The organism is Hahnella aquatica (SeqCode) (assembly GCF_965194505.1).
GTDB lineage: Bacteria > Pseudomonadota > Gammaproteobacteria > Burkholderiales > Burkholderiaceae_A > Hahnella > Hahnella aquatica.
Genome location: NZ_OZ239144.1, coordinates 1,117,050 through 1,142,967, shown reverse-complemented (window position 1 = coordinate 1,142,967; position 25,918 = coordinate 1,117,050). Strand labels below are relative to the sequence as shown.

Annotated in this window: 29 protein-coding genes and 1 riboswitch; of the genes, 5 read left to right on the top strand and 24 right to left on the bottom strand. The window is 62.9% G+C overall.

What is annotated here, in order from left to right; translation table 11 throughout:
- The first annotated feature begins 43 nt into the window (after nucleotides 1-43).
- Both AC8GDA_RS05905 and AC8GDA_RS05900 read left to right on the top strand, forming a co-directional pair.
- Nucleotides 44-868 (top strand): methyltransferase domain-containing protein, encoded by an 825-nt coding sequence (locus AC8GDA_RS05905; protein ID WP_506555611.1) that lies wholly within the window; start codon nucleotides 44-46, stop codon nucleotides 866-868.
- Nucleotides 865-2,244, top strand: a complete 1,380-nt coding sequence (locus tag AC8GDA_RS05900; RefSeq protein WP_506555610.1) for an APC family permease — start codon at nucleotides 865-867, stop codon at nucleotides 2,242-2,244. The genes AC8GDA_RS05905 and AC8GDA_RS05900 overlap by 4 nt, the downstream gene beginning before the upstream one ends.
- On the opposite strand, the gene AC8GDA_RS05895 is transcribed toward AC8GDA_RS05900, so the two are convergent.
- The 5 genes from AC8GDA_RS05895 to AC8GDA_RS05875 form a co-directional block, all read right to left on the bottom strand.
- Nucleotides 2,159-2,656 carry a hypothetical protein gene (locus AC8GDA_RS05895; protein ID WP_506555609.1) on the bottom strand — a complete coding sequence of 166 codons (498 nt, stop codon included), beginning with the start codon at nucleotides 2,654-2,656 and terminating at the stop codon, nucleotides 2,159-2,161. The two genes, AC8GDA_RS05900 and AC8GDA_RS05895, sit on opposite strands and share 86 nt — an antisense overlap.
- On the bottom strand, nucleotides 2,653-3,153 hold the full coding sequence (locus AC8GDA_RS05890; RefSeq protein ID WP_506555608.1) for a cyclic nucleotide-binding domain-containing protein: 501 nt from the start codon (nucleotides 3,151-3,153) through the stop codon (nucleotides 2,653-2,655). The genes AC8GDA_RS05895 and AC8GDA_RS05890 overlap by 4 nt, the downstream gene beginning before the upstream one ends.
- A gap of 117 nt (nucleotides 3,154-3,270) precedes the next feature.
- Entirely contained in the window at nucleotides 3,271-3,522 is a 252-nt protein-coding gene (locus AC8GDA_RS05885; protein ID WP_506555607.1) for a hypothetical protein, read from the bottom strand.
- A gap of 15 nt (nucleotides 3,523-3,537) precedes the next feature.
- Nucleotides 3,538-5,757 carry a malate synthase G gene (locus AC8GDA_RS05880; protein ID WP_506555606.1) on the bottom strand — a complete coding sequence of 740 codons (2,220 nt, stop codon included), beginning with the start codon at nucleotides 5,755-5,757 and terminating at the stop codon, nucleotides 3,538-3,540.
- A gap of 215 nt (nucleotides 5,758-5,972) precedes the next feature.
- The gene (locus AC8GDA_RS05875; RefSeq protein ID WP_506555605.1) at nucleotides 5,973-6,197 is read right to left on the bottom strand and encodes a hypothetical protein; all 225 of its coding nucleotides are present in this window, start codon (nucleotides 6,195-6,197) and stop codon (nucleotides 5,973-5,975) included.
- Nucleotides 6,198-6,302: 105 nt separating this feature from the next.
- Between AC8GDA_RS05875 and AC8GDA_RS05870 the strand changes: the two genes are divergently transcribed.
- Nucleotides 6,303-6,953 (top strand): DsbA family protein, encoded by a 651-nt coding sequence (locus AC8GDA_RS05870; protein ID WP_506555604.1) that lies wholly within the window; start codon nucleotides 6,303-6,305, stop codon nucleotides 6,951-6,953.
- Here the strand turns inward: AC8GDA_RS05870 and AC8GDA_RS05865 are convergent.
- From AC8GDA_RS05865 to thiD, 6 genes are read right to left on the bottom strand one after another with little or no spacing between them, the layout of a single operon-like run.
- Nucleotides 6,859-7,860, bottom strand: coding sequence for a thiamine phosphate synthase (locus AC8GDA_RS05865; protein ID WP_506555603.1), 1,002 nt, complete (start codon nucleotides 7,858-7,860; stop codon nucleotides 6,859-6,861). The genes AC8GDA_RS05870 and AC8GDA_RS05865 overlap by 95 nt on opposite strands.
- A gap of 7 nt (nucleotides 7,861-7,867) precedes the next feature.
- The gene (locus AC8GDA_RS05860; protein WP_506555602.1) at nucleotides 7,868-8,677 is read right to left on the bottom strand and encodes a thiazole synthase; all 810 of its coding nucleotides are present in this window, start codon (nucleotides 8,675-8,677) and stop codon (nucleotides 7,868-7,870) included.
- A gap of 2 nt (nucleotides 8,678-8,679) precedes the next feature.
- Entirely contained in the window at nucleotides 8,680-8,892 is a 213-nt protein-coding gene (thiS, locus tag AC8GDA_RS05855; protein ID WP_506555601.1) for a sulfur carrier protein ThiS, read from the bottom strand.
- Complete coding sequence (locus AC8GDA_RS05850) at nucleotides 8,877-9,914, bottom strand: FAD-dependent oxidoreductase (RefSeq protein WP_506555600.1); 1,038 nt, start codon at nucleotides 9,912-9,914, stop codon at nucleotides 8,877-8,879. The genes thiS and AC8GDA_RS05850 overlap by 16 nt, the downstream gene beginning before the upstream one ends.
- Complete coding sequence (gene thiC / locus AC8GDA_RS05845; RefSeq protein ID WP_506555599.1) at nucleotides 9,911-11,824, bottom strand: phosphomethylpyrimidine synthase ThiC; 1,914 nt, start codon at nucleotides 11,822-11,824, stop codon at nucleotides 9,911-9,913. Before thiC ends, AC8GDA_RS05850 begins: the two co-directional genes overlap by 4 nt.
- A gap of 13 nt (nucleotides 11,825-11,837) precedes the next feature.
- Nucleotides 11,838-12,680: a bifunctional hydroxymethylpyrimidine kinase/phosphomethylpyrimidine kinase gene (gene thiD, locus AC8GDA_RS05840; RefSeq protein WP_506555598.1), complete on the bottom strand. Its 843-nt coding sequence runs from the start codon at nucleotides 12,678-12,680 to the stop codon at nucleotides 11,838-11,840.
- Nucleotides 12,681-12,711: 31 nt separating this feature from the next.
- Nucleotides 12,712-12,817: riboswitch (TPP riboswitch) on the bottom strand.
- A gap of 145 nt (nucleotides 12,818-12,962) precedes the next feature.
- On the opposite strand from thiD, the gene AC8GDA_RS05835 reads away from it, so the two are divergent.
- Complete coding sequence (locus AC8GDA_RS05835; protein ID WP_506555597.1) at nucleotides 12,963-13,445, top strand: MarR family winged helix-turn-helix transcriptional regulator; 483 nt, start codon at nucleotides 12,963-12,965, stop codon at nucleotides 13,443-13,445.
- A 98-nt stretch (nucleotides 13,446-13,543) separates the two neighbouring features.
- On the opposite strand, the gene AC8GDA_RS05830 is transcribed toward AC8GDA_RS05835, so the two are convergent.
- The 4 genes from AC8GDA_RS05830 to AC8GDA_RS05815 are packed head-to-tail and all read right to left on the bottom strand — an operon-like array spanning nucleotide 13,544 to nucleotide 16,845.
- A complete protein-coding gene (locus tag AC8GDA_RS05830) occupies nucleotides 13,544-15,604 on the bottom strand; it encodes a sodium:solute symporter family protein (RefSeq protein ID WP_506555596.1) in 2,061 nt (686 codons plus the stop codon).
- Nucleotides 15,605-15,627: 23 nt separating this feature from the next.
- Nucleotides 15,628-15,891 carry a DUF4212 domain-containing protein gene (locus AC8GDA_RS05825; RefSeq protein ID WP_506555595.1) on the bottom strand — a complete coding sequence of 88 codons (264 nt, stop codon included), beginning with the start codon at nucleotides 15,889-15,891 and terminating at the stop codon, nucleotides 15,628-15,630.
- Between the two features lie 52 nt (nucleotides 15,892-15,943).
- A complete protein-coding gene (locus AC8GDA_RS05820; RefSeq protein WP_506555594.1) occupies nucleotides 15,944-16,546 on the bottom strand; it encodes a tetratricopeptide repeat protein in 603 nt (200 codons plus the stop codon).
- On the bottom strand, nucleotides 16,543-16,845 hold the full coding sequence (locus tag AC8GDA_RS05815; protein WP_506555593.1) for a hypothetical protein: 303 nt from the start codon (nucleotides 16,843-16,845) through the stop codon (nucleotides 16,543-16,545). The genes AC8GDA_RS05820 and AC8GDA_RS05815 overlap by 4 nt, the downstream gene beginning before the upstream one ends.
- 120 nt (nucleotides 16,846-16,965) lie before the next feature.
- Between AC8GDA_RS05815 and AC8GDA_RS05810 the strand changes: the two genes are divergently transcribed.
- On the top strand, nucleotides 16,966-18,402 hold the full coding sequence (locus AC8GDA_RS05810) for a DUF294 nucleotidyltransferase-like domain-containing protein (RefSeq protein WP_506557207.1): 1,437 nt from the start codon (nucleotides 16,966-16,968) through the stop codon (nucleotides 18,400-18,402).
- 1 nt (nucleotide 18,403) lies between these two features.
- On the opposite strand, the gene AC8GDA_RS05805 is transcribed toward AC8GDA_RS05810, so the two are convergent.
- From AC8GDA_RS05805 to AC8GDA_RS05765, 9 genes are read right to left on the bottom strand one after another with little or no spacing between them, the layout of a single operon-like run.
- A complete protein-coding gene (locus AC8GDA_RS05805) occupies nucleotides 18,404-20,131 on the bottom strand; it encodes a Na(+)/H(+) antiporter subunit D (RefSeq protein ID WP_506555592.1) in 1,728 nt (575 codons plus the stop codon).
- Nucleotides 20,124-20,441, bottom strand: coding sequence for a hypothetical protein (locus AC8GDA_RS05800; RefSeq protein WP_506555591.1), 318 nt, complete (start codon nucleotides 20,439-20,441; stop codon nucleotides 20,124-20,126). The genes AC8GDA_RS05805 and AC8GDA_RS05800 overlap by 8 nt, the downstream gene beginning before the upstream one ends.
- Nucleotides 20,438-21,907: a proton-conducting transporter transmembrane domain-containing protein gene (locus tag AC8GDA_RS05795; RefSeq protein WP_506555590.1), complete on the bottom strand. Its 1,470-nt coding sequence runs from the start codon at nucleotides 21,905-21,907 to the stop codon at nucleotides 20,438-20,440. The genes AC8GDA_RS05800 and AC8GDA_RS05795 overlap by 4 nt, the downstream gene beginning before the upstream one ends.
- The gene (locus tag AC8GDA_RS05790; protein ID WP_506555589.1) at nucleotides 21,904-23,397 is read right to left on the bottom strand and encodes a monovalent cation/H+ antiporter subunit D family protein; all 1,494 of its coding nucleotides are present in this window, start codon (nucleotides 23,395-23,397) and stop codon (nucleotides 21,904-21,906) included. The genes AC8GDA_RS05795 and AC8GDA_RS05790 overlap by 4 nt, the downstream gene beginning before the upstream one ends.
- Complete coding sequence (locus AC8GDA_RS05785) at nucleotides 23,394-23,771, bottom strand: cation:proton antiporter subunit C (RefSeq protein ID WP_506555588.1); 378 nt, start codon at nucleotides 23,769-23,771, stop codon at nucleotides 23,394-23,396. The genes AC8GDA_RS05790 and AC8GDA_RS05785 overlap by 4 nt, the downstream gene beginning before the upstream one ends.
- Nucleotides 23,771-24,760: a DUF4040 domain-containing protein gene (locus AC8GDA_RS05780; protein ID WP_506555587.1), complete on the bottom strand. Its 990-nt coding sequence runs from the start codon at nucleotides 24,758-24,760 to the stop codon at nucleotides 23,771-23,773. The genes AC8GDA_RS05785 and AC8GDA_RS05780 overlap by 1 nt, the downstream gene beginning before the upstream one ends.
- The gene (gene mnhG / locus AC8GDA_RS05775; RefSeq protein ID WP_506555586.1) at nucleotides 24,757-25,098 is read right to left on the bottom strand and encodes a monovalent cation/H(+) antiporter subunit G; all 342 of its coding nucleotides are present in this window, start codon (nucleotides 25,096-25,098) and stop codon (nucleotides 24,757-24,759) included. Before mnhG ends, AC8GDA_RS05780 begins: the two co-directional genes overlap by 4 nt.
- On the bottom strand, nucleotides 25,095-25,409 hold the full coding sequence (locus AC8GDA_RS05770) for an MrpF/PhaF family protein (protein ID WP_506555585.1): 315 nt from the start codon (nucleotides 25,407-25,409) through the stop codon (nucleotides 25,095-25,097). Before AC8GDA_RS05770 ends, mnhG begins: the two co-directional genes overlap by 4 nt.
- Nucleotides 25,409-25,900, bottom strand: a complete 492-nt coding sequence (locus AC8GDA_RS05765) for a Na+/H+ antiporter subunit E (RefSeq protein WP_506555584.1) — start codon at nucleotides 25,898-25,900, stop codon at nucleotides 25,409-25,411. The genes AC8GDA_RS05770 and AC8GDA_RS05765 overlap by 1 nt, the downstream gene beginning before the upstream one ends.
- Nucleotides 25,901-25,918 lie beyond the last annotated feature (18 nt).

Genomic DNA, 25,918 nt, shown 5'->3' with positions numbered 1-25,918 from the left:
CCCCGTGCGCGTGCTCCTGACTTCGCTTGCCTCCCTTGCATTGATGACCCTTGCTGCACCCACTGCCCTGGCCGACACCGGCGACGACAAGTACCAGCCCACCGTTGGCCAGGCTGGAAAGGATGTGATCTGGGTTCCCACGCCCGACGAGATGGTCACGGCCATGCTCAATGCAGCCGGTGTCACTTCCAAGGACCTGGTCTACGACCTGGGCGCGGGCGATGGAAAGATTGCCATTGCGGCGGCCCGGCAGTTCGGAGCCAGGGCCGTTGGCATTGAGTACGAGGCCGATATGGCGAGCCTTGCGCAGCGCAACGCGGTGCGTGCGGGCGTTGCCGAGAAGGTTCGAATCATTCAGGGCGACATTTTTAAGGAAGACTTCAGCAAGGCCACGGTCGTGACCATGTACCTGCTGCCCGACCTCAACTTGCGGCTCAAGCCCATTCTCAAGAAGATGCCCCCGGGCACGCGGGTTGTATCCCACTCCTTTGACATGCAGACCTGGGCGCCCGATCAGCGCATCGAGACGAGCGCCGCCATCGGCTACCTCTGGATTGTGCCTGCCCAGGTCGAAGGCACCTGGTCCATTCAAATACCGGGCTACAAGCAGCCCGCCAGCCTTGAGCTGCGTCAGATTCATCAGATGCTCACGGGTCGCCTCACCCTCGATGGCCAGACGGTGTCCATTGATGCGGCCCGCATGCGCGGTGCCGACATGACCTTTCAGGTCAGCATGAAGGGCGGCCAGGTGCTCATGTTTGACGGCCGTGTGGATGGCGATCGCCTGTCAGGTCGTATGCAGCCTGCGGTCAAGCCCACGCTGATCAGCGGAAGCCGCACCAGCAAGAAGCCCGCATCCGGCCAGTGAGCGCCTCTGCGCAATCAGGCCAGCCGCATGCCCGGCTGTTGACGCCGCTTGCGGCCGTGGCGGTGATCGTGGGCATCGTCGTCGGCGCGGGCATCTTCAAGACGCCGTCCATGGTCGCAGGCATCACCGGCGATCTCGGCTGGCTGCTTGCGCTGTGGGTGGCTGGCGCCCTGTTGTCCTTGGCTGGCGCCCTCTGCTATGCCGAGCTCTGCACGGCCTTTCCGAGTTCAGGCGGCGAGTACCACTTCCTGCACCGGGCCTTTGGCCGACATCTGTCCTTCTTATACGCATGGGCCAAGGCATTTGTGATCAACCCGGGTGCCATTGCGCTACTGGGCTATGTCTTTGGCGACTACATGACCCAGGTCTGGTCATTGGGGGGGCATTCCGCCGCGGTGTGGGCCTCGCTCATCATTGTGCTGCTCACGCTGACCAATCTCTTTGGCCTTCAGGCTTCTGCGCGCCTGCAGTCCATGCTGCTCGCTGCAGCCCTGCTGGGCCTGGCCGTGGTGGTGCTGGTGGGCCTCTGGAGCCCACCGGCCCAAGGGTCGCTCTCTCAGATGCCGTGGTTCGCCACCACCCCACCCCTGGGCTTGTTGGGCCTGGCCATGGTCTTTGTGCTGCTCACCTTTGGCGGCTGGGGAGAGGCGGCTTACCTGTCCTCGGAGGTCAAAGGACAGGCCCGCACCATGGTCTGGGTGCTGGTGGGCAGCCTGCTGCTGATCTCCGCCCTTTACCTCCTGGTGAACCTGTCCTTGGTCCATGCCTTGGGGCTGCAGGGTTTGGCCCAGAGCAAGGCCGCAGCCGCCGATGCCATGCGACTCTCCTTGGGCCCATGGGCCGAGCGTCTGTTGGGCATCATCGTGGCACTGGCCGCGCTCACCAGCATCAATGCCACCATGATCATTGGGGGTCGAACCATGCAGTCCCTCGGTGTCGACTGGCAAGGTCTGCGGGCTCTGTCGCAGTGGCGAGAGGACATCGGTGTGCCCACTCGAGCCATCTGGCTACAAGGCTTCATCAGCCTCGGCCTGGTGGGCTTTGGTGCTTTTCAGCACGATGGCTTTGAGGCCATGGTCGAGTTCACCGCGCCTGTCTTCTGGTTCTTCCTCACGCTGGTGGGCCTGTCCTTGCTGGTGCTGCGCTGGCGTGAACCCTCGGTTGTGCGCCCGTTTCGGGTGCCGCTCTATCCGGTCCTACCTCTGCTCTTTTGTGCCTCCTCGGCCTACCTCACCCACTCGAGCATTCAGTACGCCGCGAGTCAGAATGCGGCCTCGGTCTCCGTGGGGGTCATGCTGCTTGGCGTGCTGGTGCTGGTTCTGCTGAGGATTCGGCAGCCTGGCTCGCCAGAGACTGAAGCAGCAGGGCCTCCATGAGGGGCCTGACCAGGCCTGGGCTGTTGTGGAGCAGCCCCTCGAGTTCACCATAGGGCAGCCACAGCGCCTCTGAGGTGGGAGCGGAGTCCTGCGTCACCAGCTCGGCGACGGGCGTGGGGGTCGCCACTGCGTGAGCAATCGGCAACGCAGGGACTTCTGCGCCGCCCGTTGGCGCTTGCGCCACAGCGATGGGCGCGGGAACCTTTCGGTGCACCGACGGGGCCGCCAGGACCTCCATGGCCTGCACCTGGAGCCTTGGCAGCGCCGTCTCCAATGTCGGACCATCGCTCACCAAGAGCCGAATGAGCTGCTCGAGCGAGACCGCCACCCGCGCGCTGTCCCTCTGAACGGCCTTCAGGCGCGGGGCTGCATGCTCAAAGACAGCCTCAATGGGGCAGGCGCGCTGCATCATGCCGCGAGCCACCGGGGGACGGGCGCGGTCTCTCCCAAGATGCGCCGAATGGTGAGTCGAAAGACTTCGCGCAGGCCGGGGCTCGTGCGGGCCACGGTGCGAATGGCCGTGTCCATGGGAATGAGCTTGCAGTTGAGCAGGCTGGTGGAGCGGGCCGTGAGCTGGGCAGGCACCTGGCAGAGGCCTTCGGCCAGGCCAATCACAGCCCCTGGGCCCAGCGAGTAAGACTCACGCTCCCCCTGCATGACCACCGAGCCCGAGATGATCACGTAGGCTGCCTCGGGCACGTCGCCGCGCGAAGACAGGGTCTGTCCTTCCCGGAAGATGACCGTTGCAAAGCCTTCGCTCGCCCAGACCTGGAAGAAGAGCCGCTCGGCCGGCGTGAGTTGGCGCGCATCGAAGGCCCGCTCACGCTCGTGCTGCAGCATCTGGCCGCCGATGCCCTTTAAGGCGCCGCGGTCCACAGCGAATCGATGGATTGGATGGACAGTTCCCATGGAGGGGAAATCGGCCCGAGAGGATGAAACTGAAGGGAGAGGGTGAGGCGCTCTGTCCTCAGCGCCCTCCTGAGGGCTCCCTCGAAAGACCTGCTGGCGAACGACCTAGCGAACGACCTAGCGAACGACCTCGATTTTCGACGGGCACTGGGCGGCCCGGGGAATCACTTCGCTCTCCGAGCGGCCGTCCGGGCACTTGTAGATGCAATTGATGCGCGTCTGCTCTCGATTGATCTTGCGCTCCGAGATGAAGCAGGCGAGGGGTTCCTTCTTGGCGGGCGCAGCCTGCACGCCCGTGGCGCCCAGGGTGGCCCACGCGGCCGTCGCCACGAACAGGCCTTTCATGAGCAGATGGGCATCCATACGCATGCCAACAGTCTAGCCCTATGCGGCCTGCTTTGCAGCCAGGCGCCACTGGTTGAGCAGCGGCTCGGTGTAGCCATTGGGCTGCTCGAGACCTTTGAACACCAGGTCGCAGGCGGCCTGGAAGGCTTTGCTGCCTGATAGGTTCGGCACCATCGGCGTGTAGAACGGATCGCCACCATTTTGCTCATCCACCACCGAGGCCATGCGCGTGAAGGTGGCACGAACCTGGTCCTCCGTGACGACACCGTGGTGCAGCCAGTTACAGACATGCTGGCTTGAGATGCGCAGGGTGGCCCGGTCTTCCATGAGGCCCACGTTTTGGATGTCGGGCACCTTGGAACAGCCCACGCCCTGGTCGATCCAGCGCACCACATAACCCAGAATGCCCTGGATGTTGTTGTCGAGCTCCTGCTGCTTCTCGGCCTCAGACCAGTTGGCGCTCTCGGCCACCGGCACCGTGAGCAGGCCCTGAAGGAGCGTGGCGCGCTCGGTCTCTGCGTCGATCTGTTCGAGGCCCTGCTGAATGTCGGCCACCGCCACCTGGTGGTAGTGCAGGGCATGCAGCGTGGCCGCCGTGGGGCTGGGCACCCAGGCCGTGTTGGCACCCGCCTTGGGGTGGGCCACCTTCTGCTCGAGCATGGCGGCCATTTTATCGGGCATGGCCCACATGCCCTTGCCAATCTGAGCCCTGCCGCGCAGTCCGCAGGCCAGGCCCACAAGCACATTGTTGCGCTCATAGGCCTGAATCCAGGCGCTCGCCTTCATGTCAGCCTTGCGAATCATCGGGCCTGCGAGCATGGCCGAATGCATCTCATCGCCGGTGCGGTCGAGAAAGCCCGTATTGATGAATGCAATGCGGCTCTCGGCCGCTGCGATGCAGGCCTTCAGGTTCACACTGGTGCGGCGTTCTTCATCCATGACGCCCAGCTTCACGGTGTTGGCGGGCAGGCTGAGCAGGGCCTCCACCTTGGCGAATAGCGCAGCACTGAAGGCGACCTCGGCCGGGCCGTGCAGCTTTGGCTTGACCACGTAAATGCTGCCTGCACGGCTGTTGCGAATGGCCTCGCCCGAGGGCAGGCGACCATGGCCTTGGATGTCGTGCAGGGCAATGGTCACGGTGACCACGGCATCCAGGATGCCCTCGGGGATGTCGCGGCAGGAGCCATCGGCCTTGCGATATCGCACGGCTGGGTGCGTGGTGAGCAGGCCCATATTGCGAACGAAGAGCAAGGAGCGGCCGGGCAGCACGAGGCTGCCGCCCTCGGGCTTGGTGTAATAGCGGTCGCCGTTCAAGCCGCGAAGAACGGTCTTGCCGCCCTTGAGCACCCGCTCGGTGAGGCTGCCCTGCACGACACCCAGGAAGTTGCGGTAGCCGAGCAGTTTGTCAGCCGTGTCCACCACGGCCACCGAGTCTTCCAGGTCGAGAATGGTCGAGAGCGCGGCCTCGAGAATGATGTCGCTCACGCCGGCTGGGTCGACCTGGCCAATGCTGGTCTTGGGGTCGATCACGAGTTCGAAGTGGATGCCGTGGTGGCGGAATAGCAGCACGCTGGGCTCGAGCAGGTCGCCCTGGTGGCCCAGGAATGCAGCCGGGTCACGAAGGCCCGTGACCTCGCCATTGGCGAGCTGGATGCAGACGCGGCCCGACTCCACCCAGTAGCGGCTGCTGTTGGCGTGCGAGCCCTGGGCCAGGGGAATGGTTTCGTCGAGGAAGGCCCGTGCGCGGGCCATGACCTTCTCACCACGCTTTGGGTTGTAGGCCTCGCCGCGGGCACAGCCGTCGGCCTCAGGAATGGCATCGGTGCCGTAGAGCGCATCGTAGAGGCTGCCCCAGCGGGCATTGGCCGCGTTCAGCGTGTAGCGTGCATTAAGAACGGGCACCACCAGCTGCGGCCCGGCCTGAACGGCCAGTTCGTCATCCACATTGGCTGTGGAGGCCTTGACTGGCCCGGGCTCTGCAACCAGGTAGCCAATCTTAGAGAGGAAGGCCTGGTAGGCCGCCATGTCTTGGATGGGGCCTGGATGGGCCTGGTGCCAGGCATCGAGCTCGGCCTGCAGGCGGTCGCGCTCCGCGAGCAGCGCATCGTTCTGAGGCGCGAACTCGGCCACGATCTGGTCGAAGCCGGCCCAGAAGGTGTTCGGGCTGATGCCCGTGTTGGGCAGCACTTCCTGGTCGATGAAGGCGCAGAGCGCCGGGTCAACTTCGATGCCGTGCATGGGCAGAAAAGGGGCTGACATGGATCACCTCCGCCAACATGAGAATTTGTATGACGGAAGTGTAGCAAAGGTTTGTTGCGGTGCAAAAACTTTTAGGGGGGCGCTGTGCTCGGGCCCTTCGAGAGGCCTTCGGGAAAGGCTCAGTCCCCCCGTGGAGGCTTCTTGCGCCCCACCACATAGCCCGCCAAGAAGCCCAGGCAGAAAATCACAACCCATCCGATGACCATGGTGCGAGGTTACCCGAGAAACTCGGGCGGGCGCTTGCGAACCCAGTCGATGAACGTGGCGATCTCGGGCTGGTCCCGCAGGGACGCCCAGGTGGTGTAGTGCCGTGCGATCTCGCGGGGCTTCAAGGCCTGGTGGATCTTCCGGTGGCAGACCTTGTGCAGCCGTTGCTTTTCGCGGCCCCCGAGCGACCGAGGCACCAGGTGGTGCTCATCGACCGTGGGCCCAGGTACCATGGGGCGCCCACACAACGGGCACGTGAGGTCCTCCTCCTCGGGCGGGGTGTCCCCGGTCGAGGTCTGGCCTTCCTGCCACCTTAAAGCGCGTTTTGAAACCACGGCATGCAAGCTCTCAAAATTGAAATCATTTCCGATGTGGTCTGCCCTTGGTGCTACATCGGTCGACAGCACCTGGCCCTGGCCTTGGCCCGCGTGAAGGCGGAGTTTCCGGAACTTCCCTCGCGGCTCACCATCTCGTGGAGCCCTTATCAGCTCAACCCCCACCTGCCGGCCCAGGGCATGCCTCGGCAGCAGTACCTCGAGCAGAAATTTGGCAAGTCTGGCCTGGCCGGCTATGCCCGCATTGCAGACCATGCCCGGGCGGTGAATCTTCCCATGAACCTGGAGAAAATTCAGGTGCAGCCCAACACGCTCTCGGCCCACGTGCTCATGGCTGCAGCCGGCGAGCAGGCCGATGCCTTGGCTGCAGCGCTATTTGCTGCTTACTTCGTGAACGGAGAGGACCTCACCGACCGTGGCGTGCTGTTTCGATGCGCCAACGAGGTGGGCCTTTACGCGGCCAGGGCTGCAGCAGCCCTGGACGATGCGCTGCTGGTCAAACGGGTGGCCCATGTCTGTGAGGAGTGGGCCGAGAAGGGCGTCTCGATGGTGCCCACCTTCAGGCTGGAGACAGGGTCGGGCGAGCAGGCCATGTTTCAGGGCGCGGTGCCGCCGGCGATGCTGGCCCAAGAGATCTCGAACCTGCTGCGCTGATCCAGCGATCCTGGAGGTCCCGGTAGGCGGCCGCAGGGCTGGGCATGGAGACAATCGCCTGAATCACCGCAGCGGAATCTGCACCGGTGGCCGCAATCTCCTCGAGGTTGCCGGCATGAATGCCGGCAATGGCCACCACGGGCACTTGGCTCACAGACACCCAATAGGCCAGGTTGTCCAGACCCTGCGGAATCCAGTTCATGGCCTTGGCCCGCGTGGGAAAGATGGGCCCGCAGGCCAGGTAGCTCGGCATGAGCCACATGGCCCGGGCGACCTCCCAGTAGCTGTGGCTCGAGAGCCCGAGCCGCACTCCCTGGGCGGCCATGGCCGTCAGGTCGGCTGTGAGCAGGTCCTCCTGCCCCAGGTGAATGCCGAAGGCGCCGTGGTCGAGGGCCGCACGCCAGTGGTCGTTGATGAAGAGCTGACTCTCGGGGGCGTGCTCGGCCGCACGACAGGCCAGGCGAACGGCATCGGCCTGCTCGGCTGTCGAGAGGTCTTTGATGCGAAGCTGGATGATCTTGGTGCCCGCCTCGAGCAGGGTCTCGAGCAGGCCCTGGCTGTCGACCACGGGGTAGACCCCGGGCGCGGGGTTGGCAAGCCGTGGGAAGGGCGCTGGTGGATCGATGCGAGTTGCCTGGGGCAGGCTCAGGGTGGGGAAGGCCTCGCGATGAGACGCTGCCCCCGCCGTCCAGAGGCGGTGCGGCCGCATGTCGCAGGCCATGGCCGCATGGATGCTGGCCTCCTCTTCCACATAGCCTCGGGCCAGGCTCTCATCAAAGGCGGCCGACAACAATCCTTCGTGGTGCACGGCATCTGGGCAGGCCACGCTGCCCTTGGCAAACGGCCAGTCGAGCTCGAGGCTGTCGGCCAGAACCGTGAGGTGCCCGCGCCGCGTCTCGATCTTCATGAAGGGCTCAGCCTGCGGCCTTGTGGATGAGGAACGGCTGGCCGGTCACGGGCGTGGAGGGTGTGGCAAAGGCCTGCTCGGGGATCACGCCGGCTGCATGGCCAAGGCATCCGGCCTCAATCGCCATCCGAAAGGCCGCCGCCATGGCCACGGGGTCTTGGGCCTGGGCCACGGCCGAGTTGAGCAGCACGGCGTCAAAGCCCATTTCCATGGCCTCTGCGGCATGCGAGGGCGCGCCAATGCCGGCATCAATGACCAAGAACTGATCGGGAAAGGCCTCGCGCATGCGCAGCAGGGCAGGCCGGTGCACGATGCCTTGGCCCGAGCCGATGGGCGCTGCCCAGGGCATGAGCACCTCACAGCCGACATCCACGAGCCGGCGGGCTGCGATGAGGTCTTCGGTGCAGTAGGGAAAGACCTGAAAGCCGAGTTTCACGAGTTGCTCGGCCGCATCCACCAGCTCAAAGCTGTCGGGCTGCAGGGTGTAGTCGTCGCCCACCACCTCGAGCTTGATCCAGTCGGTTTCGAAGAGTTCGCGGGCCATCTGGGCCAGTGCCACGGCCTCCTTGGCAGTGCGGCAGCCGGCCGTGTTCGGAAGGATGTGGCGCCCGGTGCCGCGGATGATCGACCACCACTGGTTGTCTCCGGAGGCGGCCACATTGGCAGCCTGTCGCTTGATGCCCATGGTGAGCACTTCGGCCCCGGAGGCCTCGATGGCCGCCACCAGCCCAGCCGGCGAGGGGTGGCCTGCCGTGCCGAGGAAAAAGCGACTGCTCAGTGTGCGACCGAATAGCGTGTAACCCGTTGCAGCAACCACAGTCAGCCTCCTGTGATGGGTTCGAAAGTCATGATGGCATCTCCTTGGCAGAGCCGTACAGCACTTCGTTGTGTGCGGGGCACAAATGTCTCGTTGACGGCCGTGGCCACACGCACGGGGTCTTTGTTGAGCAGGTGAATGAGGTCTTCCAGGCTCGCGCCCTCGGGCAGTGAGACCGCCTGGCCATTGACCGAGACCGTCATGCTGGGCTGCATGCCATGGCCTTTCCAGCATCTTCCATCAAAGCCGGCGCGAGCAGCCAGCCATGGCGAAAGAGGCCATTGATGCGGGTGAGGCCAGGCTCGGTCTGCACCACGGGCAGATTGTCGGGCAGGGCTGGCCGCAGGTTGACATCGCTGCTCACCACGCGCGCCTCGGCCAGGCTCGGCATGATGCTAAAGGCGGCCGAGAGCAGTTCCAGGTTGCTCTGCACCGAGGGCGGCGAGCGGTCCTCGGATTCGATCTCGGTGGCGCCCACCACAATCTGCCCGCCAGGCCGCGGCACCAGGTAGACACGCCAGCGAGGGTGGAGCAGGCGAATGGGCCGGTTCAGGGGCGGCGTGTCGGCCGCAGGCTGCAGGGTGAAGATCTCGCCGCGCACGCCGCGCACCGGCATGCTCGGGCCGTGGCCACCGCGGCCGCGGCAGTCGAAGACCCAGTCGAAGGTCTCGCTTCCCTTGGTGCTCTGTATTTCACCGGGCAAGACGGCATGCACGGGTGTGTCGAAGGCCCAGTCTGCGGGGGTGCTGGCCTTCAAGGCCTCCAGCGCCTGCAGTGGAAACAAGTGTCCCTCATGGGGGAGCAGCCAGGCGGCAAGCCGAGGCTTGAGGGCAGGCTCCAGCTCGGCCAGCGCCTCGTGCGAAAGGGCCCTTGGTGCATGCTCAGCAGCCGGCTGGATGTGCCGCAGAATGCGCTCTGCGCTCCCACGGTCGGTGGGATGCGCAATGAGCAGGCTGCCCTGCAACTGCAGGTCGAAGCCTTTGCCGCAGGCCTCGTGAATGCGTGGCCACAGGGCCATGGAGCGCAGGCCCATCTCGTAGACGGGCAGGCCACCGGCCTCCATCTCCGCGGCGGGGCTCAGCATGCCGGCGCTGGTGTAGGCGGCCGCCCGCTCGGTGAGCACGGCCGGATGCGCTGGCCCGGCCTCTCGAACCGACACCGACCAGCCTTGCTGCACACACCAATGGGCCATCAGGCGGCCCATCAGGCCACCGCCGGCAATGCCAACCCGCATCATTGCTTGTGATACACCTTCGCACCGGTCTTTACGAACTCAATGGACTTCTCCTGCATGCCCTTCTGAAGGGCCTCCTGCTCGTTGAGGCCCTTTTGCTTGGCGTAGTCCTTCACGTCCTGCGTGATCTTCATGCTGCAGAAGTGAGGCCCGCACATGGAGCAGAAGTGGGCCACCTTCATGCTCTCCTTGGGCAGGGTCTCGTCGTGATAGGCCTTGGCCGTGTCGGGGTCGAGGCCGAGGTTGAACTGGTCGTGCCACCGGAACTCAAACCGAGCCTTGGAGAGTGCGTTGTCCCGAATCTGCGCGCCTGGATGGCCCTTGGCCAGGTCGGCCGCATGGGCTGCAATCTTGTAGGCGATGATGCCGGCCTTTACATCCTCTTTGTTGGGCAGGCCCAGGTGCTCCTTGGGCGTCACGTAACAGAGCATGGCCGTGCCGTACCAGCCAATCTGCGCGGCGCCAATGGCCGAGGTGATGTGGTCGTAGCCCGGTGCAATGTCGGTGGTGAGCGGCCCCAGGGTGTAGAAGGGCGCCTCATCGCACCAGTCGAGCTGCAGATCCATGTTCTCTTTGATGAGCTGCATGGGCACATGGCCCGGCCCCTCGATCATCACCTGCACGTCGTGCTTCCAGGCCACCTGCGTGAGCTCGCCCAGGGTCTTTAACTCACCCAGTTGGGCCTCGTCATTGGCATCCCAGGCGCTGCCGGGCCGCAGGCCATCGCCCAGGCTAAAGGCCACATCGTAGTCCTTCATGATCTCGCAGATGTCTTCGAAGTGGGTATAGAGGAAGTTCTCCTGGTGGTGGGCCAGGCACCACTTGGCCATGATGCTGCCGCCACGGCTGACAATGCCGGTCATGCGGTTGGCCGTCATGGGCACGTAGGCCAGGCGCACGCCCGCATGAATGGTGAAGTAGTCCACGCCCTGCTCGGCCTGCTCAATGAGGGTGTCTCGGAAGAGATCCCAGGTGAGCTCCTCGGCCTTGCCATCGACCTTCTCCAAGGCCTGGTAGATCGGCACGGTGCCAATGGGCACGGGGCTGTTGCGAATGATCCACTCTCGGGTCTCGTGGATGTGCTTGCCGGTGGAGAGGTCCATGATGGTGTCGGCACCCCAACGGATGCCCCAGGTCATTTTGTCCACTTCTTCGGCAATGCTGCTGCTTACCGCGCTGTTGCCGATGTTGCCGTTGATCTTCACCATGAAGTTGCGCCCGATGATCATCGGCTCCGACTCGGGATGGTTGATGTTGTTGGGAATGATGGCGCGGCCTCGGGCCACCTCGTCCCGCACGAACTCGGGAGTGATCTCCGATGGAATGGCGGCGCCGAAGGATTGGCCCGGGTGCTGGCGCAGCAGCAGCTCGGCCATGCGCTGGCCCTTGTCGCCGAGCGCCTTGAGGCTCGCAATGTATTCCTGCCGGCGCAGGTTCTCGCGAATCGCGATGAACTCCATCTCTGGGGTCACGATGCCCTGGCGTGCATGGTGCATCTGTGTGACATTGCGGCCCGCCTTGGCCTTGCGCGGCTGGCGGTGCAGGTTAAAGCGCAGCTGCGCGAGCTTGGGATCGGCCAGGCGGGTCTGGCCAAAGTCGCTGCTCGGGCCCGAGAGCAGCTCGGTGTCCTGGCGCTCATCGATCCAGGCCTGCCGAATGGGGGCCAGGCCACTGCGAATGTCGATCTTCGCGGTCGGGTCGGTGTAGGGGCCGCTGGTGTCGTAGACCGTGATGGGCGGGTTCTGTTCGCCACCCATCATGGTGGGGGTGTCGTCTTGCGAGATCTCGCGCATGGGCACCCGAATGTCGGGCCGTGAGCCCTGCACATAGATTTTTCGGCTGTTGGGCAAGGGCTGGATGGCGGCCTCGTCAACGGTGGCGGTGGCAGCAAGAAACTGTGGGTTGGTGGCCATTCGATGCTCCTGGTCAGGTGGGAAGAATCCGCATGGCTGCGGGCTGGAAGAAGTGATTGATGGGGCCGTGGCCCTTGCCAATGGTCAGGCCCATGGCGGCGGTAAGACCGGCATGCACATAGGCCTGCGCCGCCTCCACGGCCTGCGGCAGGCCATGGCCCAGGGCGAGCAGGGTGGCAATCGCGGCCGAGAGGCTGCAGCCAGTGCCGTGCGTGTTGGTGGTGGCCACGCGGGGCTGCTCAAAGACATGCTGCTGCCCGTTGGCGAGCACGAGCAGGTCGGTGACCTTGCCGCTCGGGTCACCTTGCGCGTTTGTGAGATGACCACCCTTGAGCAAGACCGCACGCGCACCCATGTCGATCAGTGCAGCGGCCGCGGCAGGCATGTCCTCCAGTCTGGTCACGGGCCGGCCCAGCAGGTGGGCGGCTTCATCCAGATTTGGCGTGATCAGGCTGGCCTGCGGAAAGAGTTCGGCCACGAGGGTCTCGACCGTGTCCGGATCGATCAGCACAGCACCACTGGTGGCCACCATCACGGGGTCGAGCACCACATGGGCAGGCTGATGCCGGGCCAGTGCCTGGGCCACCACATGGGCCACCGCACGGCTGTGGAGCATGCCAATCTTCACGGCCGAAACAGTTAGATCCTCGAAGACGGCATCGATCTGCTGGGCAAGGAAGGCGGGCTCTGGGGCATGGATGGCACGCACGCCGGTGGTGTTCTGGGCCGTGAGGGCGGTGATGGCGCTGGCCGCATAGCCGCCCAGCGCCGAGATGGTTTTGATGTCGGCCTGAATGCCTGCGCCCCCCGAGGAATCGGAGCCCGCAATGGTGATCACAACCGCTGGCGACGCCATTAACAAAAACCCCCTTATCAGAAGACGGACAGAGGGGGTGATCGAAGCTTTCCTACGCTGGCATTAACCAGATCAGGTTCAATGGGTCTCTCTCAGCCTGCTCGGCAACTTGCCGCCAGGCACCCCCGCTATAGCCAGAAGTGTACGCCTGTTCTAGATGATGTGGACTGGCCTAAGATATCCAACAGGTTCCGGGGGCGCAGGCAGGGTTGGGGTTTGGGCAGACTCGCCAGCCAGGGGCAGAAGTGCTAGTGTCACGCGATTATTCCAAGGGAGGCCCCCGTGACCAACAACGTGCCCGACCAAGCCGTTCGGGTTCTCAAGCAGTTCCGCGTGATTTTCCGTGCCGTCAAAGAGCATTACCGAAAGGTGGAAAAGGCCACCGGCCTCTCAGGCTCCCATGTCTGGGCCCTGGCCATCATCTTCGACAACCCCGGCATTCGACCCGGGGAGCTCACCGAGCGCCTGGCCGTGCACCAGTCCACCGCCAGCAACATTGTTCGAAACCTCGTGGCCGATGGCTTTGTCATTCGGCAGCGCGACCAGGACGACGCCCGGGCCTTTGCCCTCATCACCACCCCCAAGGCCAACGAGCTCCTGGCCAAGGTGCCAGAGCCCAAGGCCGGTGTGCTGGTGCAAGCCCTGGCAGAAATGCCGGTGGCGTCTTGCCAGGTGCTCGAAGGCCACTTAGACCACCTCATCGCCCGCATGGGCCACACCGGTGCCATGCCGGCCACGGCCCTCATGCCGCTGGCCGACATTTAAAGACGCCGTTTCTCTGGCGGGTCACACCACTCGCTTCTTGCAGGCATAAAAAAGCCCGTGCATTTCTGCACGGGCTTTGGTGAAGCACCTCTGACGGATTAGGCCATCTTCAGGTCTGGATACCGAACCTGGGAGACCAAATCTTGCACCTCACGGCTTGGGGCCGGGGTGATGAGGCTCACGATGATGATCACTGCAAAGCCCAAGGGGATGCCGAAGATGCCCGCAGAAATCGCGGAGATCCCGAACCACTCGGTGGGTGCCGTGGGCACGCTACGGGCCACGCCGTAGAACACCTCACGCAGCCAAGGCTGGTTGAGCGTCATGTAGTGCACACAGATGCCGATGCCGGCGAGCATGCCCAGGCTTGCGGCAATGCCCGTGGTCCGCTTCCAGAAGATTCCCATCACCAGGGCGGGGAAGAACCCGGCCGCAGCGAAGGAGAAGGCCGCAGCCACCAGGAAGAGGATGTCGGCTGGCTTCTGTTGCGCCACCAAGGCAGCCAAGACGGCCACGATCAGGAGCATCGACTTCGAGATCATCACGCGGCGTGACACCGGTGCGTTCGGGTCGATGGTCTTGTAGTAGACGTCGTGCGAGAGCGCATTGGCCATGGTCAGCAGCAGGCCATCGGCAGTCGACAGGGCAGCAGCCAAGCCACCCGCAGCCACCATGCCCGAGACCACATACGGCAGGCCGGCAATCTCTGGCGTGGCCAGCACAACGATGTCGGCACCAATGGTGATTTCGGCCAGCTGCACGATGCCGTCTCCGTTGATGTCTCGGATCGACAGGAGCGAGGCGTCCACGGCCTGCCAGTTGGCAACCCAGGCGGGCAGGTTGGCGAACTGAGAACCAACAATGTCGTTGTACATCACGAACTTCACCAGCACGGCCAGTGCGGGCGCCGTGAAGTAAAGCAGGAAGATGAAGAACAACGACCATGTCACCGAGTTGCGGGCCTCACGCACAGACGGCGTGGTGTAGAACCGCATCAGGATGTGGGGCAGTGCAGCCGTACCCACCATCAGACAGAGGATCAGCGCCAGGAAGTTCAGACGTGCCTTGTCCTTGGCAGCCTCGTCCTTGCCGGGGAATGCAGCGGCGTGGGCGCGGGGCGGGTTGGCACGAGCTGCCAGGCCCTTCTCCGCATTCAGGCCCTTGGTGTAGGCAGCCTCGTCTGCGGGGAATTTGGCCAGTGCAGCCTGGGCGGCAGCCAGCGCGGCTGCGTCAGTGCCGGCAGCAGCAACCTTGGCCTCAGCAGCAGCCTTATCAGCCGCGAAAGAGGCAGGCACGTTCTTGAGCTTCTCGGTGGCAGCGGCCGCACGGTCTTTGAAGATCTGGCGAACCTCCAGCTCTTTCGGGTCGGCGTTGAGCTTGGTCTCAAGCGCCGTGACCTTGACCAGCTGCTGGCCGTAGACCAACTGAGGGATGGGGAAGCCGGTTTGTTTTACCGACAGCCAGACCACCGGGATCATGTAGGCAATGATGAGGATGATGTACTGGGCCACTTGGGTCCAGGTCACGGCCTTCATGCCACCCAGGAACGAGCAGACCAGAATGCCGGCCAGTCCGAGGAACACGCCCACCTCAAACGACACGCCGGTGAGACGGGTCGTGATCAGGCCCACGCCGTAGATCTGCGCCACCACATAGGTGAAGGAGCAGAGGATGGCAATGCCCACGCCGATGAGACGCGGGGTGGTGCCACCGTAACGGGCCCCGAGGAAGTCCGGAATGGTGAACTGACCAAACTTGCGCAGGAACGGCGCCAGGAAGAGCGCAACCAGCACATATCCGCCTGTCCAGCCCATGATGAAGGCCAGGCCGCCATAACCGCCGGCGTACAGACCACCCGCCATGCCGATGAAGGAGGCTGCGGACATCCAGTCTGCGCCAGTGGCCATGCCGTTGAAGACGGCGGGCACGCGACGGCCGGCCACGTAGTATTCATCCGCGTCGTTCGTGCGGCTCATGATGCCGATGCCGGCATAGAGCAACACGGTGGCGCCGAGGAACACATAGCCAATGCCAGCCCGTGAGAGGCCCATCTGCTCTGCAATGGCCAACAGGATGCAGAAACCGATGAAACCGCCGGTGTAGAAGCCGTAGACCTTCTTCAACTGCGCATTAAAGGCCTTCTGCGACTTGGCTTCCATGCTGTGAGAATCAAGAGTAGCCATCAGTCTTCCTCCGCCTCGGCAACGCCGAATTCTTTGTCAATTTGGTTCATTGAGCGTGCGTAGTACCAGATGATGAGTACATACACGACCAATGCCCCCTGAGCGCCCACCCAGAATGAGAAGGGCCAGCCGAAGAAGTCAAATGCCAGGCTCTCGGCGTAGTAACCAACCACAAAGGTCACCACAAACCAGATGGCCAGCAAGAGACCGGTCTTCTTGAGCAGCGCTCGCCAGTAGGCGAGATGTCGTTCCGTCAGTTGCATACATCCTCCATTAAGAAAAGACCGGCTTGTCCCGCCGTTTCATCAATCGAATTCAACGCAGTCTGTCGAAGGGGTCTGACACGCCAGCATCGACGCCTGTTTCGGTTTGCAGCTGCACCGCCAGCTTGGGCTCAAAGGTGTGAAGCTTGCGCGTGGTCTTGCGATAGGCTTTTTCGTCGCCCATGCGGAATTGGAGGTGGGCCAGGTGGTAATAGCCGTAGGGGCTCATGGGCTGGAGGTCGACGGTGCGCTCCAGTGAGGCCTTGGCCTCGATGTTGCGATCGACGGCCATCAGGGAGAGGGCGCGGCCGTAATGGGCACGGTCCAGACGAGGGTCGTGGCGGATGGCCTGGTCGAAGGCCTCGAGGGCTTCGTCGTGGGCATTGCGCTTCTGAATAAGGAAGCCGAGGTTGAACCAGGCGGGTGCCTGGGTGGCATCGATCTCGATGCTCCGGCGCAGCACAGCCTCGGACTCCGCGAGCTTCTTGGCGATGGTGAGATGGTTGGCTGCGGTGATCAGGCTGGTGGCCATGCCTGCAGGCGTTCCTTCGAGCTCGGCGGCACGAATCCAGTAGTCGGCGGCAATCTCGTCCTGGCCGAACACGCCTGCCCAGATGCCCACTTTCTTGTTGAAGAAGCAGCGCAGCAACCTCATGGTGAAAGCCCCGTGGCCTGTGCGGCCGGCACCACCAATGAGCCCTTCACCACCGTAAGGGCGAACCAGATCCAGAAGAGCAGAAGGAAGCCCACCACAGGGATGTGACGGTCTGCGACCTGGCGGGGCGTGACCACACGGGCGGCCTTCACGACCGGGCTGGTGACGATGGCAAACATCTTGTAGACCGCGTTGTTCTCATGGCGGCCGAAACTCAAAAAATAGACGATGCCCTGGCCGAGCAGCATCAGGCCAGTGAATTCCACGAGTCCCTTCAAGATGACGACCAGGTCGATCAACCGTTGTCCCCTCTTTGTTATTAAAATTTCGCTGACAGTACCGCGTGAACCCCACGTTGTCTAGTCGCATTTGCCTAGGGAAAGCCATTGGATGACGCACTGCAAAAAGATCTGAGCCTCATGGGTCCGGAGACCCAGATCGGACGATTGATCAGACGCAGGCCACTGACCTGCCCTCCAGATGCTCCCCTGCGGGTTGTATTCCAACAGATGCACTCAGGCCGTGTGGGCTCCATTGTGGTGGTGGACGACGAGGCCGCGCCCATGGGCATCCTCACCCGCTACGATCTCATCAGCCGCATCATCCTGCCCAGTGTGGACCTGCAGACACCAATTGAGCAGGTCATGTCGAAGAACGTGATCTGTGCGCCAACCCACCAGACGGTTCTGGAGGCCATGATTCAGATGGCCTCACATGGCATTCGGCACCTGCCGGTGCTCGAAGACGACGGCCGGCTGGTGGGCGTGCTCTCCGAGAGCGACCTCATGGCCCATCAGCGCCAGAGCCTTCGGAGCCTCTCGGCCATGATTGCCCATGCTGCCTCTTTCCCTGAGTTGGCGGCCATCGGTCAAGACATTCGCCGCCTGGCGCAGCGGCTCTTCCAAGAAGGCCTCTCGGCCACCGCGGTGGCCAAGCTCATGAGCCACTTGAACGATGCCATGACCGTTCGGGTCATCGATCTGGTTCGTGCAGACTCCCGAGTGATGGCCCCACCCACAGTGCCCTGGGCCTGGCTGGCGCTGGGCTCGGAGGGCCGCGACGAACAGACCATTGCCACCGACCAAGACAACGCCATTGTCTTTGATGGTGACGAGGTCTTGGCGCCGCTCTTTCAAGACTTCGCCCGGGCGGTGAATGAGGGTCTGGATGCCGTGGGCTTTCCCTTGTGCAAGGGTGGCGTCATGGCCCAGCACGCCAAGTGGTGTCGGCCGCTGGCGCATTGGCGGGAAGCGCTCAGCGACTGGTTCGAGCGGCCCAGCCCTGAGCGAATTCTCGACGCCCATATCTTTCTCGACTTTCGAGCCCTCTATGGAGATCGTGAATTGGTGGGCTCGCTGCGGTCTTGGGTCACCGACGAGGTTCAACGCCACCCCCCGTTTCTTCGGGCCATGGCCCAGGACGCCACGCGCAATGGTGTGGGTGAGCTCCCGAACCCGGTGTTCTTCTCGGCCGTGGCCCGCTGGCTTCGCAGCCGAAACGTCCGGGCCGACTGGCTCTCGCCGCCGCAGTTGGACATCAAGAAGTCGGGCACGGCACCCGTGGTGGCCTGGACTCGAGTGCTCGCCCTCATGAATGGGGTGGCCATCACGTCCACCGACGGGCGCCTGGCTGCACTCCAGAGGGCGGGGAAGCTTCAGCTCAGTGAGTCGCAGGCCATTCGGGAGGCCTTCGACCTGGCCCAGCGCTATCGGCTAAGGGCGCAGCTCCAGGGCCGTGAGAACCCAAACGCCTTGGAGCTCGACCCTTTGAGCCTTCATGAACTCGAGGCGCTGCGGGTGGCCCTCGACGACCTCTCACGGCTGAGGTCTGCGGTGTCCCTCGATCTCAGGCTGTAAGTTAGAAAGCCAGGTAAGCAAGGCCGTAGATCGAGAGCAGCACGACCACCCAGACGCTGGTCTCTCCGATGGTCCAGGCGCGGCCCAGAATGCCGTCTCGTCCGTGGGTTCGTTGCAGGCTCGACCAGATCGACTGAAGCAGCCCGAGGCCTGCGGCGATGAAGCCAGACCAGGCATTGCGCACCAAGGCGGCGGCCTGCCGGAAGACGCCTGGCCCAAGCTTGCGGTAGATCCAGTCGATGTCTAGGCTGGCCTTTGGCTCGCCGCCAAGGTGCTTGAGCATCAGGAAGAAGCCCAGGCCGGTGAAGAGCAAGACCTGCAACTCCCAGAAGATGTGGCCCAAGGAGTAGGCGTTGTAATCCACCGATGCAGGCAGGAACTGGTAGAGCCATTCCGGGGCCACGCCAATGAAGATGCAGAAGAAGGCCGAGATCGCCAAGGCCAGCAGCATGTTCCAAGGGGGGTCCTTCGGACGCAGGCCGGAGTCCTTGCCCAGGAAGGCGAAGTAGGGGAGCTTGAGCCCTGCATATAAAAACGTGCCAACCGACGCCATGGAAAGCAGCAGCCAAACCCAGGCGCGGTGGTCGATGGCAGCTGCCTCGATCACCATGGTCTTGGTGACGAATCCACTGGTGAGCGGGAAGGACGAAATGGCAAAGCCGCCGATCATGTAGAGCACGAAGGTGATGGGCATGTGCTTGTAAATGCCGCCCAACTCCGTGAGCTTGCTCTTGCCGGTCATGTGCATGACAGCCCCGGCGCTCATGAACAGAACGGAGCCGTACAGGATGTGTGCGAAGGCATGTGCCATTGCGCCGTTGAGTGCGATGGCGGTGCCCATGCCCACCCCGGCCACCATATAGCCGACCTGGCTGATGATGCTGTAGGCCAACAGGCGGCGAATGTCGTTGGAGAGCACTGCGTAGACCACACCCCAAAGCGCCATGACGGTGCCAAGCCAAATCAGAAACTCTGTTCCCGGATAACCACGAATGAGTGTGTAGACAGCGGTCTTGGTGGTGAAGGCACTGAGGAAAATGGCCCCGGTGATGGTGGACTCGGGGTAGGCATCGGTGAGCCACGAATGCAGGGGTGGCACGGCCGCATTGATGAGAAAGCCGATCAGAATGAGGTAGAAGGCGGCGCTATCGGTGGGAATCTGATCGAAGGCCACCGAGCCTGTCTCGAAGAAAAAGAGCACGATGCCGCCCAGCAGCATCAGGCCGCTGACCGCATGCACCAGCAGATATCGGTAGCCCGAGGCGTAGGCCGTGGCTGTGGCGCGCCGCCAGATGAGCCAGACCGAGGCGAGCATCATCATTTCCCAGAAGACATAGAGGGAGATGAGGTCGCCAGCAAAGACCACGCCCACAGCAGAGGCTGCATAAATGAAGCCCGCCACATGCTGAATCACATCCTTCACATGCAGGCTGTAGATCGTGGCAATGACGGTGATCAGGCCAAAGACATAGCCAAAGACCATGCTGAGCTTGTCGGCCCGACCGGTGGTGAGCTCCAGGCCAATAAAGCTGAACTGGCCATAGATGCCCGGCACCATCTGAAAGAGCAGGCCCATGAAGACCAGGGCAAGCAACACTCGGTACATCTGCTGGGCCACGCCATTGAGCAACGGCAGCAGCAAGGCTGCAAGAATGAGCACAAAGGACGGATGCAGCCACCAGCCGGAGCTGGCCATGACGGCCTGAAGGACTTGCCCGCCGTCAGTCATGGGGCACTCCCTTCTCTCGGGCAGCCGGGTCGCCGATCAGGCTGTTTGGCTCGGCCTCGTTGTCGAAGTAGTCCTCCTTGCGGTAGAGGAACTTGTGGCCGAGGAACTTAGACACCACCACGATCAGCCAGCAAGAGAAGAGGCCATAGAACGCGCCGGCGCCGCTCAGGCTCTCCCAGAAGAAGCGGTCGTAGCCCGATGGAATGAGAATGTCTGCGACCACCAGGGCGGCCATGATGCCGAGCATGACCCTGCTCAGGAGCTTCGAGCGACTCACCACGGCTTCAAGGAAGCGTCCGAAGGGGGTCATGAAGAGCCTCCAACAAAGATGGTCGCGATGAATCCGCGGACCGGGTCTGCCATGAAGAAGAGTGCCACCGCCCCCAGTGCGGTGAGGCTCAGTGGAATCAGGCAAAAGAGCGGTGCCTCGTGAATGCCCTTTGGTGTGCCCTCGGGCGGTGGCAACAAGAAGGCCCGAACCACAGGCGGCAGCAGGTAGGCCACATTCAGCAGTGTGCTCAGCAGGAACACGCCGATCATGATGGCGTGGCCGGCCTCCACAGCCCCGAGCATGAGGTGCCATTTACTCCAGAGGCCGCCGAGTGGCGGCGCGCCGATCACGGACAGGGCGCCCAGCAGGAATGCGAACATCGTGATGGGCATGCTGCGGCCAAGGCCGTCCATTTCATGGATTTCAGTTTTGTGGGCGGCCACATAGATTGCACCCGCACAGAAGAAGAGGGTGATCTTCCCGAAGGCATGCATGACAATGTGCATGCCGCCACCGATGGCTGCAATCTGGGAGGCGAGCATGGCGCCCAGCACAATGTAAGACAACTGGCTCACGGTGGAGTAGGCCAGCCGGGCCTTGAGGTTGGTCTTGTGAAGCGCCACCAGCGATGCCGCAAGCATGGTGAAGGCGGCCACCGCCATCATGAGATCGGCTGTCCAGAGCCCCTCGAGATAGTCGAGTCCGAAGAGGTAGATGCTGACCTTCAAGACGGTGAAGACGCCGGCCTTGACCACCGCAACCGCGTGCAGCAGTGCACTCACTGGGGTTGGTGCCACCATGGCCGATGGCAGCCATCGATGAAATGGCATGAGGGCGGCCTTGCCGATGCCGAACATGAAGAGCACGAGGAGTATGGCGCCGATGCTCTGCCCGACCTTGTCCTGCATGACACCGCCGGCCACGAACTCCAGGCTGCCGGTGAGGGCGTAGGTGATCAGCATGGCGGGCAGGAGCAGGCCAATCGAGGTGCCCAGCAACAGCCCGAGATAAACCCGTGCCCCCCGCCTGGCGTCGTCGTTGCCTTTGTGGGCCACCAGCGGGTAGGTGGACAACGACAGCACTTCGTAGAGGATGAACAGCGTGAGCATGTTCTGCGAAAAGGCAATGCCAATGGCCGCAAAAATGGCAATGGAGAAGCAGGCGAAGAAGCGGGTCTGGTTCTCCTCCTCGGCACCGCGCATGTAGCCGATCGCGTAGACCGAGGTGAGCGTCCAGAGGCCCGAGGCCACCAGCGCAAAGACCATGCCCAGCGGCTCGATGGAAAAACCAAAGGCAATGCCGGGAATGATCTCGAAGAGGGTGACCGCGAGCGCGGCCCCATCCTCCATCCGAAGGTAGAGGCTCAGCACCGCCGCAAATACGGCCACGGCGCTCGCCACCATGAAGCTGTCTCGAAGGTTGGGCCGGCTGCCGAGCAGTGCGATGCCCCCGGCCGCAGAGAGCGGCAGGAAGATCGACAGGAGAATGAGGTTCTCGTGGCTCATGGGGTCGGCCCAATGAGGCTTGCAGACTCAAGATTGGCCAGCGACAGCGGCAGGCTTGGGTCGATGCCGAACCAGAAGTTGGCAACGACCAGGAGGTAAAGCATGACGAGCATGCTCCTGGGTGCCTCTTGGTGTGGGTGGCCATGCGGGCTTGCAGGGCGGAAGTAGGCGACCTCAACCACCTTCCAGATGTAGACCACGGCCATGAGCGAGCTGATCAGGACGAGCACGATCAGCAGCAGGCCCAGGCCACCCTCGGCGAGCATGGCCTGGATGAGCATCCATTTGCTCACAAAGCCGGCGGTCAAGGGAACACCGATGAGGGAGAGGCCGGCCAGGACAAAGCCCAGCATGGTGAGCGGCATGGTCTTTCCGGCGCCGGCCAGGTCATCGAGCTTCGAGGTGCCATACCGCAGCACCAGGCAGCCCACGGCCATGAAGAGGGCCGATTTGATGAGTGCATGGTTGAACATGTGCACCATGGCGGCAATCGTTCCAGCACTGCTCACCATGCTTGCGCCCAACAGGATATAGCCGATCTGGGCCACCGATGAATAGCCGAGCATGCGCTTGAGGTCTCGCTCGAACACCGCGACGATGGAGCCCACCAGAAAGCCCGCCACACAGAGCGGAATGAGAACGGCCGAGAAGATCAGTGCATGGTCGATGAGATTGGGCTGCAGGATGAGAAAGTCGAATCGAATGAGCACAAAGAGCGCAACCTTGGTGGAGCAGGCCGCAAAGAAGACGGTCACGATCGTGGGCGCATACCGGTAGGCGTTGGGCATCCAGGCGTGCATGGGAAAGAGGGCGGCCTTTAGGCACAGGCCCAGCAGAATGAAGCCGCTGGCGATCAAGACGGGCGTGGCGTCTGAGAGGGTGGCGAGTCGGCTCGCCATGTCGGCCATGTTGAGCGTGCCGGTCATCATGTAGAGGTAGCCGACGCCAATCAGGTAGAAGGTGGCTCCGAGCGTTCCGGTCACCAGGTACTTAAAGCTGGCCGTGAGGGCCTGACGCTGAGGCCCGGCCGAGACCAGCACATAGGACGCCAGCGAGGAGATCTCCATGAAGACGAAGACATTGAAGGCGTCTCCTGTGACCGTGATGCCCACCAGGCCCGTCAGTGCAAGGAGCCAGCAGGCATAGATGAGGGCTTGATGCGAGCGGCCCACCTCGGCATCCATGCTGTGACCGCCCCAGAGCAGGGCGGCCAAGGAGGCCCCAGTCACGACCAGGAGCATGAGTGCAGAGAAGGGGCCAATGACCAGGCCAATGCCAAAGGGCACAGGCCAATTGCCCAGTTCGTAGAGGAGGGTGCCTTGGGAGAGCACCTGGCCCGTGATGCCGATGGCGATCAGGAATGTCAGCAGGCTCGTGGCGGTGGCCAGCATCCATGGGCCGCGGCCGGTTGAGGGCAGAATGGCCACGAGCGGCGCCAAGAGCATTGGCACCACCACAACCAAGATGGGAAGGTGATCGGCCAGCGTCATGACTCCCGATCGAGCCTTTCGATGTCGTCCTCTTCGATGGAGCCGTACTCTTCTTTGATCCGGACGGTCAGGGCCAGCCCGAGCGCGGTCACAGCAATGCCCACCACAATGGCCGTCAGGATGAGCACCTGGGGCAGGGGGTTGGCGTAGAGGTCGCCGGCATGCGGCGCACCCCGAAAGATGGGGCCCGTTCCGCCCTCAACCTTGTCCATCGAGATGTACAGCAGAAAAACAGCGGACTGAAAAATGCCAAGGCCAATCATGCGCTTAACATAGTTGCCCTTGACCAGCACCGCGTATAGGCCAATGATGAGCAGAAAGATGTAGACCCAATAGTTGTAGAGGCCGAGAAAGGTGATGTCTGGGATTTGCATCAGGGGTGCTGCCGAGTAGCGAATGCGTTGAAGACCATGATGAGGACGGTGGCCACCGTGAGACCAACCCCGAACTCCACTAACAAAATGCCCACGTACTGGCCCGTGAGCGGGTTGCTCGCCAGCATGTTGTAGTCAAGGAACTGGCCGCCCAGCAGCATGCAGGCAAAGCCCACACAGGTGTAGATGGAGGCGCCGAGGGCCGCGAGCCGAAGCATGACATCCTGCGGCATGGCCCGGGCGCTGCGGGCCGGCCCCTCGAGAATGCCATAGAGCATCACGGCCGCAGCAAACAGCGCACCTGCAGAAAAGCCTCCGCCAGGGGTGTATTTCCCGTGGAACTGAACCACCAGGCCAAACAGCAGCAACAGTGGAATGATGAGCTTGCCCACGACCCTCAGGATCGCGTGGTGCTGCACCCCTTGGGCATGGTGAGAGGGTGATGCTGGAGCGCTGCCCGGCTTTGCCTTGGGCCGAAAGCTCAGCACTGAAAGTACGCCGATGCCCGCGGTGAAAATCACGACCACCTCTCCCAGCGTGTCATAGCCCCGGAAGGAGGCGAGGATGGCGGTGACGACATTGGGAATGTTGATGAGGTTGGGTGTCTCTTGGAGGTACCAGGGCGCGATGTGCTGATGGATCGGGGCCGTGGGGTCGCCCACCTGAGGGTGGTCTAGGCTGACCACCAGCAGCACGATGCTCAGCAAGCCCAGCGCAAGAATGGGCAGCGGCCGCATGGTGGCATCGGGCTTCTCGTGCTCGGCGGTCAGTGCAAGGGCGCTCATGAAGAGCACTGTGGAGACGCCCGCGCCAACGGCTGCCTCGGTCAGCGCCACATCTGCTGCATCGAGAATGAAGAAGTTGGAGGCCATCATCAGGCTGAAGATGCCAGACCACATGCTGGCCACGAAGAGGTTGCGGCTTTGAATGGTGGCAAAGGCGGCAATGGCCACAAAGGTAAGCGTGAAGATGCCCAGCAGGCTGGTCACGACGAGGGCCCCTCGGTGGATTTCTGATCGGTGGGGCCACGGAGCATCGGCTTTAAGCCTGATACGTTGGCGGCGTTGGCCATGGCGTAGGCAGACACAGGGCCCGTGAAGAGCAGGAAGAGCAGTATGGTGAAGAGCTTGAAGCTCGCGAGGTCGAGGCCTGCCTGCATCATGAGCCCGAGGATGATCAGCATGGTGCCCAGGGTTTCCGTCACGCTGCCAGCATGCATGCGGGTGTAGAAGTCGGGCATGCGCAGCAGCCCAATGCCGCCCACCAGGACAAAGAATCCCCCGAACAGCAGGAAGGCGCCAGAGACGATGTGGATCACGTCGCTCATGACTGTTTGGTCTCCCCCGTGGCGGCGCCGGCTTGTTGGGCCTGTGCCTCTAGGGCTTGACGCTTACGACTGTTCTGCACGAACTGAAGGATGGCGAGCACACCAATGAAATTGATGAGCGCATAGGCGAGGGCGAGGTCGAGAAAGTCGGGCCGGCCGTTGATCATGGCAACCAAGGCCACCAGCAGCACCGTTTTGGTGCCAAACATATTCATGGCCAGCACCCGATCGTAAACGCCAGGCCCCAGCAGGCCACGCAACAAGGCCAAGGCCATGGTTACGAGAACGGCAAAGCCAGCAACCGTGAGCATCAATTCGGGGCCCTGCCTTCGAAGGCGGCGACCCGGGCGTTCATGTCGCCCGTGAGAACACCCTCGGCGCCATCTTGGGTCAGGGCATGCACCGTGATCATGCCCTGAGGGCTGATGTCCATCGTGAGGGTGCCGGGGGTGAGTGTGATCGAGTTGCCAAACAGAACTCGGCCAACTTCGCCATCGGCCATGCTCTGAACACGCACCACCGTTGGGCTAATGGGCATGGAGGGGCTCAACACAATCTTGCTGACCTGAAGACTGGAGACCACAATTTCCTTGGCGAGCCAGCCCCAATAGGTGAGGATCCCAAGGCCCAGTTGCATCGGCACCGATTCTTGGTCGACGGTTTCAAAGCGCTTGACGATCCAGACCACGAGAAGGCAGGAGGCAAGGCCCAGGCTGAGCATCAGGGGGAGGTAGAGGCCCGACCAGAGCAGCCAAAGAGCCGCCAGACCGCCGAAAAGCATCAAAACACGTGTCGTCTGCATGGTGCGCGAATTGTAAAC